Here is a 12,562-nt window from a genome sequence, read left to right on the forward strand (position 1 = left end):
GGTTACATTCCGAACCCGGAAGCTAAGCCTTACAGCGCCGATGGTACTGCAGGGGGGACCCTGTGGGAGAGTAGGACGCCGCCGAACAATCATTGCGAAAACCCCCGGCCGGGGATACCGGTCGGGGGTTTTCTGCGTTTTAAGGGAGTGCGCTCAGGGGCCGCGTTGAAAGCCCCCTCGGGCCGCCTGATTACAGGCGGCCCGCCGTCTTGAGTGCCAGATAGGCGTCCGCCAGCGCCGGCGCCAGTTCGTCCGGGGTCTCGTCGACGACCGTAACCCCGTGTCGGCGGAGTTGATCCGCTGTGCGATGGCGTTCGTTCTGGGCCTGAGCGGCTGCCGCGGCCTCGTACACCGCGTCCGCGTTGCCGCGAGCGGTGGCCATGCGGGCGATGTAAGGGTCCGCCACCGAGGCCACGAGCACTGTGTGGCGCTGGGTGAGTTGGGAGAGGACGGGCAGCAGGCCTTCCTCCACAGGTGCCGCGTCGAGGCTGGTGAGCAGGACGATCAGGGAGCGGCGTGGTGCCGTACGGAGGGCTGTGGCTGTCAGGCCTCGGGCGTCCAGTTCCACCAGTTCGGGTTCGAGTGTTGCCATCGCGTTGACCAGGGAGGGGAGTACGTCGCGTGCGGTTCGGCCCTGGACCAGGGCGCGGACGCGGCGGTCGTATGCGAGAAGGTCCACGCGGTCGCCGGCGCGGGAAGCGAGGGCGGCCAGGAGCAGGGCCGCGTCCATGGAGGCGTCGAGGCGGGGCGCGTCGCCCACACGGCCTGCCGCGGTGCGCCCGGTGTCGAGGATGACGAGGATGTGACGGTCGCGTTCGGGACGCCAGGTGCGTACGGCGACGGCGGACTGGCGTGCGGTTGCCCGCCAGTCGATGGAGCGGGTGTCGTCCCCAGGGACGTACTCGCGCAGGCTGTCGAATTCTGTGCCCTCGCCGCGGATGAGGACGCTGGTGCGGCCGTCGAGTTCGCGCAGGCGGGCCAGTTTGGAGGGCAGGTGCTTGCGGCTGGTGAAGGGCGGCAGGACGCGGACCGTCCAGGGGACTCTGTGGGTGCCTTGGCGGGTGAACAGGCCGAGGGGGCCGTAGGAGCGGATCGTCACTCGGTCTGCCTGGCGGTCGCCTCGTCGGGTGGGGCGTAGGCGGGTGGTGAGGCGTCGGCGTTCGCCCGCGGGGACCGTGAGGTGGTGGCGTGAGGCTTCCACTTCCGTGCCGGGATGCCAGCTGCTGGGTGGCCAGGCGTCACGCAGACGGGCGCGGAGGGGGCGGCCCGACGGGTTGGTGACCGTGAGGATGACGTCGGCGGATTCGCCCAGGCGTACGGAGGTGTCGCCGGAGCGGGTCAGGCCGAGGCGTCGTACGGGAGCCGCGAGGGCGAAGTCGCAGGCGCAGGCCACGGCCAGGGGGGCGTTCACGGCGAGGATGCCCGTCCAGCCCGGGTCCCAGATACCGACGGGGAGGGAGCCGAGGGCCGCGAGGAGTGCGGCGCGTCCGGTGAGGGCCATCAGCGGGGGACGGGGACGTGGGCGAGGATCGCGTTGATGACGGAGTCGGCCGTCACGCCTTCCATTTCCGCCTCCGGGCGCAGCTGTACGCGGTGGCGGAGGGCGGGGAGGGCCAGGGCCTTGACGTCGTCGGGGATGACGTAGTCGCGGCCGGTGAGCCATGCCCACGCGCGTGAGGTGGCCAGGAGGGCTGTCGCGCCGCGCGGGGAGACGCCCAGGGTGAGGGACGGGGATTCGCGGGTGGCGCGGCAGATGTCGACGACGTAGGCCGTGATCTCGGGGGAGACCGTTGTCTTGGCGACTGCCGCGCGGGCCGCTTCGAGATCGGCGGGGCCCGCGACCGGGCGTACGCCGGCGGCGTGCAGGTCGCGAGGGTTGAAGCCTTCGGCGTGTCGGGTGAGGACGTCGATCTCGTCCTGCCGGGAGGGCAGAGGGATCGTCAGTTTGAGGAGGAAGCGGTCGAGTTGGGCTTCGGGGAGGGGGTACGTGCCCTCGTACTCGACCGGGTTCTGGGTCGCGGCGACCAGGAAGGGGTCGGGGAGGGCGCGGGGGGTGCCGTCGACCGTGACCTGGCGCTCCTCCATCGCTTCCAGGAGGGACGACTGGGTCTTCGGCGGGGTGCGGTTGATCTCGTCCGCGAGGAGGAGGTTGGTGAAGACCGGGCCGGGCTGGAAGCGGAACTCGGCGGTGCGGGTGTCGTAGACGAGGGAGCCCGTCACATCGCTCGGCATGAGGTCGGGGGTGAACTGGACGCGCTTGGTCTCCAGTTCGAGTGCGGATGCGAGGGCGCGGACGAGCAACGTTTTGGCGACCCCAGGGACTCCTTCCAGTAGTACGTGTCCGCGGCAGAGGAGGGCGACGACGAGGCCGGTCACGGCGGGGTCCTGGCCGACCACGGCTTTGGCGATCTCGGCGCGCAGGGCCTCCAGCGAGGCCCGGGCCTTGCCCGGGTCCCCGGTGTACCCGGCGTTGTCAGTGGTCGGGTCCATCATGGACGGCGTACCTCTCTTTCGAGGGCGTCGAGTTGGTCGGCGAGGCTGATGAGGGCCGCGTCGTCGCCGGGCGGCGGGCCGAAGAGGAGGGGTTGCAGGGCCTGGCCGTCGCCGTGGAGGTGGGCGGACAGGGCGGGGAGCAGGGCCTCGGGCGCGTGCGCCTGGGCTACGGGGACGCCTACGAGGGGGGCGAGGCGGGTGCGGGTGGTGGAGCGAAGAGCGGCGGCGGCGCGGTCGCGGGCGTTGGCCTTGCGGTAGAGGCGGGCGCGGCCTTCGACGGCTTCGGAGGCGCGGATCGCGACGGGGAGTCTTTCGGGCACGAGGGGGCCGAGTCGGCGTGCCCGCCAGAGGGCGGCGAGGGCCGCCGCGATGAAGAGCTGCAGCGTGCCCCAGCGCCAGCCGGACGGCAGCAGTTCGAAGAAGCCCTTCTTGCCGCTCGTGTCGGCGGCCGAGGAGTCGGAGAGCGAGGGGAGGTACCAGACCAGATGGGGGCGGGAGCCGAGGAGTTGGAGGGCGAGCGAGGCGTTGCCCTGCTTGTCGAGGCGCTTGTTGAAGAGGATGTCCGGCGCGCCGAGGACGATCGTGTCGCCGTCCCCGGAGGTCTCGGGGATGCGCAGCAGGGTGGCCAGGCGTTCGCTCGGGTAGCACTTGTCGGCGTCGAGGTGGGTGGTGGTGTAGCGGATGCCGCCGGTGTCCGCGGTCCCGGCGCGCCGGGCGGCTGGCAGTGCGCAGTCGGGGGCGAGGGTCGAGTCGAAGCTGGTGGCGGGGTCCGCGGTGACTCCGGGGGCGAGCTTCTCGACGGAGGAGCTGCCGGGGGCGACGAGGACGGTACGGCCCCCGGAGCGGGCGGTCGCCGTGTGCAGGCTGGACTGTTGACGGTCCGTCAACAGGTCTGGGACGGCGACCAGGAGAGTGGTGTCCGGGGCGGCCGCGGCGCGTGCCTCGCCGAGGGTGGTGACCACACGTGTGGACACGCCCCGGTCGGCGAGGAGCTCCGCGACGGCACGGCTGCCGTAGGGGTCGACGGAGCGCGGATCGAGTTCGCCGTGCCGGGTGTCCGAGCGGACCACCGCGATGGCGACGGCTGCCACCAGGAGGAGCACGAGAGCGAGGGCGATGCCGCGCGCGCGGGTCCACAGCTGGCGGGCGGTGGGCGAGGCCGAGGTGGACGGGAGCGTGGCCTCGGTGGTCATTCGGCGGCTCCCTGGCGGGCGGCGCGGGCCGTGCTGGGGGTGCTGTCCGCGAGTTGGGGCTTGGCCCGTTCCACGTCGCGGTCGAGTTCGGCGATGCGGTGGTACGACATCTCGCTCGCCCTGCGGCCGCCGTATGTGACGTCGTCGAAGTCCCGGGCGGCGGTGCGCAGTCGGTCCGTGTGGGAAGGCAGGGCGCGGCCGGCGTCCGCGGCCGCCTCGTCGGCGGTGCGGCCGGGGCGGACGTCGAGGAGCGCGCGTTCCTCCAGGGAGCGGACGATGGCGCGCATCCGTTCCTGGACGGCCTGGTTCCAGTGGCCCTGGGCGGCGTGTGCCTCGGCGGCGGCCCGGTGTTCCGCCGCGCTGCGAGGGCGGTCGTCGAACAGGGCGGCTGAGGAGACGGGTTGGCGGCGCGGGGAGCCCAGGCGCCACCACAGGGCGCCCAGGACGGCGAGGACCGCGACGAGGACGACCACCAGGCCGACCGTGCCTCCGGGGGTCGCGGAAGCCGCGGAGCTGAACAGCTTGTCGATCCAGTCCCAGAACGCGTTGAGAGCGCGCTGGAACCAACTGGGGTCGTTCTCGTGGTACATGCGCTTGGACAGCTCGCGCCGGGCGGCCTCCCGCGCGGGATCGCGCGGGATGGTCACCGGCGGTTCGTCGCCGGAGCGCGCCGTCGACAGTGCGGATGGGCCGTCGGCGCGCAGCAGGGCCCGTACGGCCGATTCGGTGGCGCGCGGGAGCGCCGGCACCGCTGTGAGAACTCCCCCCGTCGGACTCACGGCATCAGCCTCCGGAGCCGGTGTCGCTGCCGTAGCCCTGGACACCGGCGGCGCGGGCCAGGTCGAGGTCGAGGGCCTCGCGGCGGATGCGCTGGTCGATGTAGAGGAGCACGGTCACGCCGGCGGTGATCGGGAACGTGATCATGGAGCCGATCACCGAGCCGATGCCGCTGATGATGAGGAAGGCCCAGCCGACGTCGCCGCTCTCGGTGTTGAAGAGGCCGACGATGCCGTCGCCGCCGACCGCGGCGGCGATGAAGGTGAACGGGATCACGACGATGGACGCGACGATGTTCGCGATGACCGCGGCGAGCAGCTGGATGCCGAAGACCCTCCACCAGGAGCCGCGGACCAGCTTCGCGGAGCGGCTCATGGACTTGGTGATGCCCTGTTTCTCCAGCATCAGCGCGGGCGAGGCGAGGGAGAAGCGGACCATCAGCCATACGGCGAAGACGCCCGCGGCGGCACCTCCGAGGACACCGAGGGCGACTCCCCCCGTGGTGCTGCCGAAGACGCCCACCAGGATGCCGGGCGTCGCGCCGGCGAGGATGATCGCGGCGGCGATGAGCGGCAGCAGGCAGATCAGACCGAACAGCTTCAGGACCTGGGGGCGAGCGTCGCGCCAGGCCTCGCCCGCGGTGACCGGCTTGCCCAGGACGGCACGGCTGGTGACCGTGGTCAGCAGGGCGGTCGCGGCGACGCTGGCGATCAGTGTGATCAGGGCGACGGCACCCGAGCCGGCCATGACCTCGCCGAGGGCGCGGGTCACGTCGTCGAGGGAGGCGCTCGGGTCACCGAGGGCCGCGGTGCCGGTGTCGTTGAGGACGAGGCCCTGGAGCAGGACGACCAGAACCTGGGTGATCACGGCGACGGTCAGCGAGATGCCGAGGACCGTGCGCCAGTAGGTGCGCATGGTGGAGACCGCGCCGTCGAGGATCTCGCCGACGCCGAGGGGGCGCAGCGGGATCACGCCGGGCTTGGCCGCGGGCGGGGGGCCGCCCCAGGCGCCGCCACCCCAACCGCCGTAGGGACCGGGAGCGCCGTAACCGCCGGGTCCGCCCGGGCCGCCGTAGCCGCCGCCGGGGGGTCGGCCGCCCCAGCCGGGGCCGGGCGGTGGTGGGGGCGGTGGGGCCTGGCCGGGACTGGCGGGGCCGGTGGGCGCGGACCACTGGCCGGGCGCCGGCTGCTCCTTGGACCACTTCACGCCTGGGCCCTGCGGGTCGGTACCCGACTGGTTCGGCTGGTCGGCGGGCTCCGTGGTGCTCGGGCGGTCGGTGGGCTCGGCGGGGCCGGACGCGCCGGGCTCCTGCCCGTCGGACGGGGCAGATCCGGGCGAGGCCCAGCCCGGAGTGTCTTTCATCGTCGCTCCTTCACGGTGCCCGTCCGCGGTCGCGGCGGCAGGTTGGCAGCCATCGTGCCATGGGGTGGTCGCCCCGGTACCGGCCGCGGTATGGGCTGCGCACCTTCAATTGTCCGCGGAATAACGGGCAGACTGATCTCATGGCTGATCAGCACGCGCAATCCGGCGAGGACAGCAGGCCGACCGAGGTACCGGCGATCCGTTGGGAGGAGCCGCCCGAAGGTCCCGTACTGGTGCTTCTCGACCAGACGAGGCTGCCGGCCGAGGAGGTCGAACTGGTCTGTACGGACGCACCCGCGCTGGTGGAGGCGATCCGTTCGCTCGCCGTGCGCGGGGCACCGCTGCTCGGGATCGCGGGGGCGTACGGGGTCGCGCTCGCCGCCGCGCGCGGCTTCGACGTGGACGACGCCGCGGCGGCCCTGGCGGGCGCCCGTCCTACGGCGGTGAACCTTGCCGTCGGGGTGCGCAGGGCGCAGTCCGCCTACCGGGCCGCGTTCGCCAAGGGGGGCGGCGCGGTGCAGGCCGCGGCGGCTGCTCTGGCCGCCGCGCGGGCGCTGCACGAGGAAGACGCCGAGGCCAGTGCTCGGATGGCCGAGCGGGGGCTGGCGCTTCTGGACGAGTTGCTGCCCGGCGGTGGGTATCGGGTTCTGACGCACTGCAATACCGGTGCGCTGGTGTCGGGAGGGGAGGGGACGGCGTTCGCCGTGGCGCTCGCGGCGCATCGGAGCGGGCAGCTCCGGCGGCTCTGGGTGGACGAGACGCGTCCGTTGCTGCAGGGTGCCCGCCTCACGGCCTATGAGGCGGCGCGCAACGCGATGGCGTACACGCTGCTCACGGACAACGCGGCGGGCTCGCTCTTCGCGGCCGGTGAGGTGGACGCGGTGCTGATCGGGGCGGACCGGATCGCGGCCGACGGTTCGGTGGCGAACAAGGTGGGGAGCTATCCGCTCGCGGTGCTCGCGCGGTACCACCACGTGCCTTTCATCGTGGTGGCACCGCTGACGACGGTGGACCCCGACACCCCCGACGGGGCGTCCATCGAGGTCGAGCAGCGTCCCGGACATGAGGTGACCGAGGTCACGGCGCCTCAGGTGCCCGTGGTGGGAGCGGAAATGGGCGGCGGGGTACCGGTGGCTCCTCTGGGGACCCAGGCGTACAACCCGGCGTTCGATGTGACTCCGCCCGAGCTGGTGACCGCGATCGTCACGGAGGAGGGTGTCGTCTCGCCCGTGACCGCGGAGGCGCTCGCCGAGCTGTACGCCAAGTCCCGCCGGGTGGCGGCCGGTTGACGGGAGCTCGTGGGGGCGCCGGCCGGCCGGTGCTGGGCGGACCGTGTCGTCGGTGGCGGTCCGTGGACGGTTCCGTGCGAACACGACGAGGCGCAGCACCGCGAACCGGGCGACGCCGGCGAGTGCGGAGGCGAACAGGTAGACGGCCTGTTCCAGTGCCGCACCGGGCGCCGTGGCCAGTTGGTGCAGGGTCAGCATCGCGGCGCAGGTCGCCGCGTACGCGGCGACCGCGGACCCGGCCGACTGCGCGTGCTGACGCCAGGTCGCGTGGCCGCCCGCGCCGAAGGTGAAGCGGGCGTGCAGGTCGGTGGCGAGGAGCGTGGAGGCCACGGTGATCAGAGCGTTGGCCAGACCCCAGGGGATCCAGGAGGCGAGGGCCGCCACGGCGAAGCTGGAGACGACCCCCACTCCGCCGCCGCAGAGCACGAAGCGGGCGAAAGCGGCGAAGGCGCCGGGCCCTGCCTGCTGACGTTTCTCCGCCGACTCCATGATCAGGCCCCCCATTGACCCCCGCTTGTTTCTGATGGCGGAAACGCTACGTTGCGTTCATTGGTGAGGCAACTGATTTATTGCTGACTTCCAGTATTCGTGCACTTCAAGCCGTATAAATCGTTGCAATCGGATCTCGGATAACGCAATGATCGTGATCGAGGTCGTTGCAATTGAGTGAAGGTTAACGCACCGGGGCGGTGATCTGTGGTGTCAGGTGATCGACAACTTCGCCGACCTTCAGGTCGGTGGCCCCCTACTCTGGGTAGCTGGGGCAGACAGTGACGCCTCCGTACGACTATCGTCACGGCCCAGTGACGCTGCTCACCTGCACCTTCGCCACCGTTATGAGAATGGGATGATGTCGTTTATGAAGGGACGAGTCCTTGTCGTCGACGACGACACCGCACTGGCCGAGATGCTCGGCATCGTGCTGCGTGGTGAAGGTTTTGAGCCGTCTTTCGTAGCCGACGGGGACAAGGCGCTGGCCGCGTTTCGGGAGGCCAAGCCTGATCTCGTACTGCTCGATCTGATGCTTCCGGGGCGGGACGGCATCGAGGTGTGCCGGCTGATCAGGGCCGAGTCCGGTGTGCCGATCGTGATGCTCACGGCCAAGAGCGACACCGTCGACGTGGTGGTCGGGCTGGAGTCCGGGGCCGACGACTACATCGTGAAGCCGTTCAAGCCGAAGGAGCTCGTCGCGCGGATCCGGGCGCGGCTGAGGCGGTCGGAGGAGCCGGCGCCCGAGCAGCTCGCCATCGGTGACCTGGTCATCGACGTGGCGGGGCACTCCGTGAAGCGGGAGGGGCAGTCAATCGCCCTGACGCCGCTGGAGTTCGATCTGCTGGTGGCCCTCGCCCGCAAGCCGTGGCAGGTGTTCACGCGTGAGGTGCTCCTCGAGCAGGTCTGGGGCTACCGGCACGCCGCCGACACCCGGCTTGTGAATGTTCACGTGCAGCGGCTTCGTTCCAAGGTCGAGAAGGACCCCGAGCGCCCGGAGATCGTGGTGACCGTCCGGGGCGTGGGATACAAGGCGGGACCCAGCTGAGATGACCGGTGACAGTGCCGCTTCGGCGAACGGGTCGGCGGGGGCCCGTGCGGGGCGGCCTGTCGACCGGAAGACGGCGGGCTCCCGCTGGGGGCGCCTGCTGGAGGGCGGGCTGCTGCAGGGCGGAGTCCAGGGCAGCCCGGTGCTCCGGTTGTTCATGCGGTGGATACGACGGCCCGTGCTGCCCGTCATGCGGCTGTGGCGGCGGAACATCCAGCTGAAGGTCGTCGTCACGACCCTGCTGATGTCCCTGGGCGTCGTGCTGCTGCTCGGCTTCGTCGTCATCGGGCAGGTCCGCAACGGTCTGCTGGACGCCAAGGTGAAGGCCTCGCAGAGCCAGGCGACCGGCGGGTTCGCGGTCGCCAAGCAGACGGCCGACGAGGCCGCCGCCGGGACCGCGAACGACGGTACGTCGGCGGACGGCCGGCCCTCCCAGAACGCCAGCCAGTGGATGAGCGATCTGGTGTCGTCGCTGTCCAGCGGCGGCCAGGGCGCCTTCGACGTCGTGACACTGCCCGCCGGTGACGACGGCGGCGGTGTGCGCGGGTCGCGCGGCTCCGGATGGGTCGACCCCTCGGCGAGTGTGCCCGAGGACCTGCGCGCGAAGATCAGCGACAGCACGACGGCCGCCCAGAGCTACACCCGCATCATCTACAGCAACAACAAGGAGTCCCAGCCGGCCCTGGTCATCGGCAAGGAGATCAACGACCCGAACGGGGACCCGTACCAGCTCTACTACCTCTTCCCGCTCACCCAGGAGGAGAAGTCGCTCAGCCTCGTCAAGGGCACGCTGGCGACCGCCGGGCTGTTCGTCGTCGTCCTTCTCGGGGCCATCGCGTGGCTCGTGGTGCGGCAGGTCGTCACCCCCGTGCGGATGGCGGCCGGGATCGCCGAGCGGCTCTCCGCGGGCCGGCTGCAGGAGCGGATGAAGGTCACCGGCGAGGACGACATCGCGCGGCTCGGCGAGGCCTTCAACAAGATGGCGCAGAACCTCCAGTTGAAGATCCAGCAGCTGGAGGACCTCTCGCGGATGCAGCGGCGGTTCGTGTCCGACGTGTCGCACGAACTGCGGACACCGCTGACCACCGTGCGGATGGCCGCGGACGTCATCCACGAGGCGCGCGAGGACTTCGATCCGGTGACCGCGCGGTCGGCCGAGCTGCTCGCCGACCAGCTGGACCGGTTCGAGTCGCTCCTCGCCGACCTGCTGGAGATCAGCCGGTTCGACGCGGGCGCGGCGGCCCTGGAGGCGGAGCCGATAGACCTCCGGGAGGTCGTACGCCGGGTCGTGAGCGGCGCCGAGCCGCTCGCCGAGCGCAAGGGGACGACGATACGGGTCGTCGGCGACCAGCAGCCCGTCGTCGCCGAGGCGGACGCCCGGCGCGTGGAGCGGGTGCTGCGCAACCTCGTCGTCAACGCCGTCGAGCACGGCGAGGGCAAGGACGTCGTCGTCAAGCTCGCCGCGGCGGGCGGCGCGGTCGCCGTCGCGGTCCGCGACTACGGGGTCGGGCTCAAGCCCGGCGAGGCCACGCGCGTGTTCAGCCGCTTCTGGCGGGCCGACCCGGCACGGGCGCGTACCACGGGCGGCACCGGTCTCGGACTGTCGATCGCCCTGGAGGACGCCCGGCTGCACGGGGGCTGGCTGCAGGCCTGGGGAGAGCCGGGCGGCGGCTCGCAGTTCCGGCTGACACTCCCGCGGACCGCGGACGAGCCGTTGCGGGGTTCGCCGATACCGCTGGAACCGAAGGACTCGCGCCGTAACCGCGGTCTCGACGACGCCGGCCTGCCGCGTGGAGGGGGCGAGAAGGCCGCCACCGTGCCCGTACAGCCCGCCGGAGAGCAGATACCCCCCATTGCCCCGAGGCTGACCGGAGCGGCCCCCACGGCCGATCCGACGGCGCTTCCCGGCAACGGCGCGCGCGTGGTGCCCCGGCCCGCCTCCGGCGTACGGCGACAGCAGGACGAGACGCCCCCCGTGGACGGGGCACGGAGCGAGACCTCGCGCCACCCGGGTGCCGGGGCGGAGGACTCGAAGAAGCATGGGGAGGCATTCCGTGGGCGCTGACGGCGAGCGGGGCGCCCGGCGCGCACCGGCGCGCGCGCTGGCGTACGGCGCGCTGGGCGTCGTACTGCTGGCGGGGTGCGCGTCGATGCCCGACAGCGGGGATCTGAGCGGGGTCGACTCCACGCCGCAGCAGGACACCCAGGTACGGGTCTTCGCCATGCCGCCGCAGGAGGACGCGCAGCCCGTGGAGATCGTGTCGGGCTTCCTGGAGGCGCTGACCAGTGACGATCCCACCTACTCGACGGCCCGGCAGTATCTGACCGGCCAGGCGTCCAAGACCTGGGATCCGACGCTGTCCACCACGGTCCTCGCCAACGGGCCCGGCACCGAGCCGGTCCATTCGGGCGGTCGGGACAACAGCGACGACCAGTCGTTCACTCTCACCGGCGCCAGGGTCGCCAGGGTGGACTCGCAGCAGGCGTACTCGCCCGACAGCGGGTCCTACGACGCTCCCGTGCACCTCACCAAGGACAAGAAGACCCAGCAGTGGCGCATCGACCGGCTGCCGCAGGGCGTCGTCATGGGAAAGACCGACTTCCAGCGCAACTACATGTCCGTCAACAAGTACTACTTCGCCGTGGGGGCCGCGGCGGGGACGCCGACGGCCGTCGCCGACCCCGTGTACGTACGCCGGCGTGTGGACCCCATGACCCAGATGGTGCGGTCCCTGCTCAACGGCCCCACGAACTGGCTCAACCAGGTGGTGCGGACGAGTTTCCCCACCGGGACGGCGCTGCAGAAGGGCGTGGCCGCGCTGGCGCCCGACGACCAGAACAAACTGACGGTGCCCCTGAACAAGAGCGCCGCGCGGGTCGGGCCGACCAAGTGCAACGAGATGGCGGCGCAGCTGCTGTTCACCCTGCAGAACGTCACTCCGGCACTGGACGAGGTGGAGCTGCGCTCCGGCGGGAAGCAGTTGTGCTCACTGAACGAGGACCACGCGGTCGCCGCACGGGGCTCCGTGAACGCGCCCGGCTATGTGTACTTCATCGAGGGCAAGAGCCGGCTGGTACGGATCGCGGCCGACAACACCGGTACCAAGGCCGACCCGGTACCGGGGCCGCTCGGTGAGAACGACAAGGAACTGCGCTCGGTGGCCGTGTCGCGCGACGAGCACAGCGCGGCCGCCGTCAGCGCCGACGGCAGGAACCTCTACGTCGCGTCACTGGAGTCGGGCGATTCGCTCGGCACGCCCGTCCTGGTCAGTCACGGCAAGTCGGACAAGGACCGGCTGACCACGCCCAGCTGGGACCCGCAGGGCGACCTCTGGGTGGCCGACCGCGACCCCGACGACCCGCGGCTGCTCGTGCTGCAGCGGGGCAAGGGCGAGCCGCTGTCGGTGAAGATCCCGGCGCTGGACGGGCGGATCGAGGACGTCAAGGTGGCCGCCGACGGAGTGCGCGTCGCGCTCGTGGTGGCGAAGGGCACGCAGCGGTCACTGATCATCGGGCGGATCGAGCGCGGCAGCGAAGGGGACAAGCCGACGATCTCCGTGCTCGAACCGCGCTCCATCACACCGGACCTGGAGGACATCACGGCCATGTCGTGGGCCGGTGACAGCCGGCTCGTGGTGGTCGGGCGCGAGCAGGGCGGTGTTCAGACGCTGCTGTACGTCCAGGTCGACGGCTCCACGCCGGAGGGGCCCGCGCCCGCGGCACTCAGCGGCGTCAAGGAGATCACCGCGACCGACTCCGACCTGCTGCCGCTGGTGGCGTACTCGGAGGACGGGATCGTACGGCTGCAGTCCGGGGCGCAGTGGCAGAAGGTGGTCACCGACGGGATGGCGCCGGTCTACCCGGGGTGAGATGTCCCGGACGACGTCCGGCAGCCACGGACAGTCGTCCAG

Annotated in this window: 9 protein-coding genes, 1 rRNA gene and 1 pseudogene; 5 read left to right on the forward strand and 6 right to left on the reverse strand. The window is 71.6% G+C overall.

Annotation, left to right across the window (positions count from 1 at the left end):
* Positions 1 to 87 (forward strand): 5S ribosomal RNA (gene rrf / locus ABZT17_RS13815); the annotation flags it as partial.
* A gap of 103 nt (positions 88 to 190) precedes the next feature.
* Here rrf and ABZT17_RS13820 read toward each other — a convergent pair.
* The 5 genes from ABZT17_RS13820 to ABZT17_RS13840 all read right to left on the reverse strand — a co-directional run bounded on the left by ABZT17_RS13820 (position 191) and on the right by ABZT17_RS13840 (position 5,825).
* Positions 191 to 1,501: a DUF58 domain-containing protein gene (locus ABZT17_RS13820; RefSeq protein ID WP_356347883.1), complete on the reverse strand. Its 1,311-nt coding sequence runs from the start codon at positions 1,499 to 1,501 to the stop codon at positions 191 to 193.
* On the reverse strand, positions 1,501 to 2,490 hold the full coding sequence (locus ABZT17_RS13825) for a MoxR family ATPase (protein WP_356347885.1): 990 nt from the start codon (positions 2,488 to 2,490) through the stop codon (positions 1,501 to 1,503). Before ABZT17_RS13825 ends, ABZT17_RS13820 begins: the two co-directional genes overlap by 1 nt.
* A complete protein-coding gene (locus tag ABZT17_RS13830) occupies positions 2,490 to 3,686 on the reverse strand; it encodes a DUF4350 domain-containing protein (RefSeq protein ID WP_356347887.1) in 1,197 nt (398 codons plus the stop codon). The genes ABZT17_RS13825 and ABZT17_RS13830 overlap by 1 nt, the downstream gene beginning before the upstream one ends.
* On the reverse strand, positions 3,683 to 4,393 hold the full coding sequence (locus ABZT17_RS13835) for a DUF4129 domain-containing protein (RefSeq protein ID WP_356348078.1): 711 nt from the start codon (positions 4,391 to 4,393) through the stop codon (positions 3,683 to 3,685). The genes ABZT17_RS13830 and ABZT17_RS13835 overlap by 4 nt, the downstream gene beginning before the upstream one ends.
* A gap of 76 nt (positions 4,394 to 4,469) precedes the next feature.
* Entirely contained in the window at positions 4,470 to 5,825 is a 1,356-nt protein-coding gene (locus tag ABZT17_RS13840; RefSeq protein WP_356347889.1) for a hypothetical protein, read from the reverse strand.
* 140 nt (positions 5,826 to 5,965) lie between these two features.
* Here ABZT17_RS13840 and mtnA point away from each other — a divergent pair, with 140 nt between their 5' ends.
* Positions 5,966 to 7,114 (forward strand): S-methyl-5-thioribose-1-phosphate isomerase, encoded by a 1,149-nt coding sequence (mtnA, locus tag ABZT17_RS13845; RefSeq protein ID WP_356347892.1) that lies wholly within the window; start codon positions 5,966 to 5,968, stop codon positions 7,112 to 7,114.
* Positions 7,115 to 7,174: 60 nt separating this feature from the next.
* On the opposite strand, the pseudogene ABZT17_RS13850 reads toward mtnA, so the two are convergent.
* A pseudogene (locus ABZT17_RS13850) lies at positions 7,175 to 7,603 on the reverse strand (hypothetical protein); the annotation flags it as partial.
* A 358-nt stretch (positions 7,604 to 7,961) separates the two neighbouring features.
* On the opposite strand from ABZT17_RS13850, the gene mtrA reads away from it, so the two are divergent.
* From mtrA to ABZT17_RS13865, 3 genes are read left to right on the forward strand one after another with little or no spacing between them, the layout of a single operon-like run.
* The gene (gene mtrA / locus ABZT17_RS13855) at positions 7,962 to 8,651 is read left to right on the forward strand and encodes a two-component system response regulator MtrA (protein ID WP_187281934.1); all 690 of its coding nucleotides are present in this window, start codon (positions 7,962 to 7,964) and stop codon (positions 8,649 to 8,651) included.
* Position 8,652: 1 nt separating this feature from the next.
* Entirely contained in the window at positions 8,653 to 10,716 is a 2,064-nt protein-coding gene (gene mtrB, locus ABZT17_RS13860) for an MtrAB system histidine kinase MtrB (RefSeq protein ID WP_356347894.1), read from the forward strand.
* Positions 10,706 to 12,520 carry an LpqB family beta-propeller domain-containing protein gene (locus tag ABZT17_RS13865; protein ID WP_356347897.1) on the forward strand — a complete coding sequence of 605 codons (1,815 nt, stop codon included), beginning with the start codon at positions 10,706 to 10,708 and terminating at the stop codon, positions 12,518 to 12,520. Before mtrB ends, ABZT17_RS13865 begins: the two co-directional genes overlap by 11 nt.
* The last annotated feature ends 42 nt before the right edge of the window (positions 12,521 to 12,562 follow it).

Source organism: Streptomyces sp. NPDC005648 (genome assembly GCF_040605395.1).
Lineage (GTDB): Bacteria > Actinomycetota > Actinomycetes > Streptomycetales > Streptomycetaceae > Streptomyces.

Excerpts from the sequence above, each read along its gene's own strand:
- ABZT17_RS13820 (WP_356347883.1), bottom strand. The coding sequence starts at position 1,501 with ATGGCCCTCACCGGACGCGCCGCACTCCTCGCGGCCCTCGGCTCCCTC.
- ABZT17_RS13825 (WP_356347885.1), bottom strand. The coding sequence starts at position 2,490 with ATGGACCCGACCACTGACAACGCCGGGTACACCGGGGACCCGGGCAAG.
- ABZT17_RS13830 (WP_356347887.1), bottom strand. The coding sequence starts at position 3,686 with ATGACCACCGAGGCCACGCTCCCGTCCACCTCGGCCTCGCCCACCGCC.
- ABZT17_RS13840 (WP_356347889.1), bottom strand. The coding sequence starts at position 5,825 with ATGAAAGACACTCCGGGCTGGGCCTCGCCCGGATCTGCCCCGTCCGAC.
- mtnA (WP_356347892.1), top strand. The coding sequence starts at position 5,966 with ATGGCTGATCAGCACGCGCAATCCGGCGAGGACAGCAGGCCGACCGAG.
- mtrA (WP_187281934.1), top strand. The coding sequence starts at position 7,962 with ATGATGTCGTTTATGAAGGGACGAGTCCTTGTCGTCGACGACGACACC.
- mtrB (WP_356347894.1), top strand. The coding sequence starts at position 8,653 with ATGACCGGTGACAGTGCCGCTTCGGCGAACGGGTCGGCGGGGGCCCGT.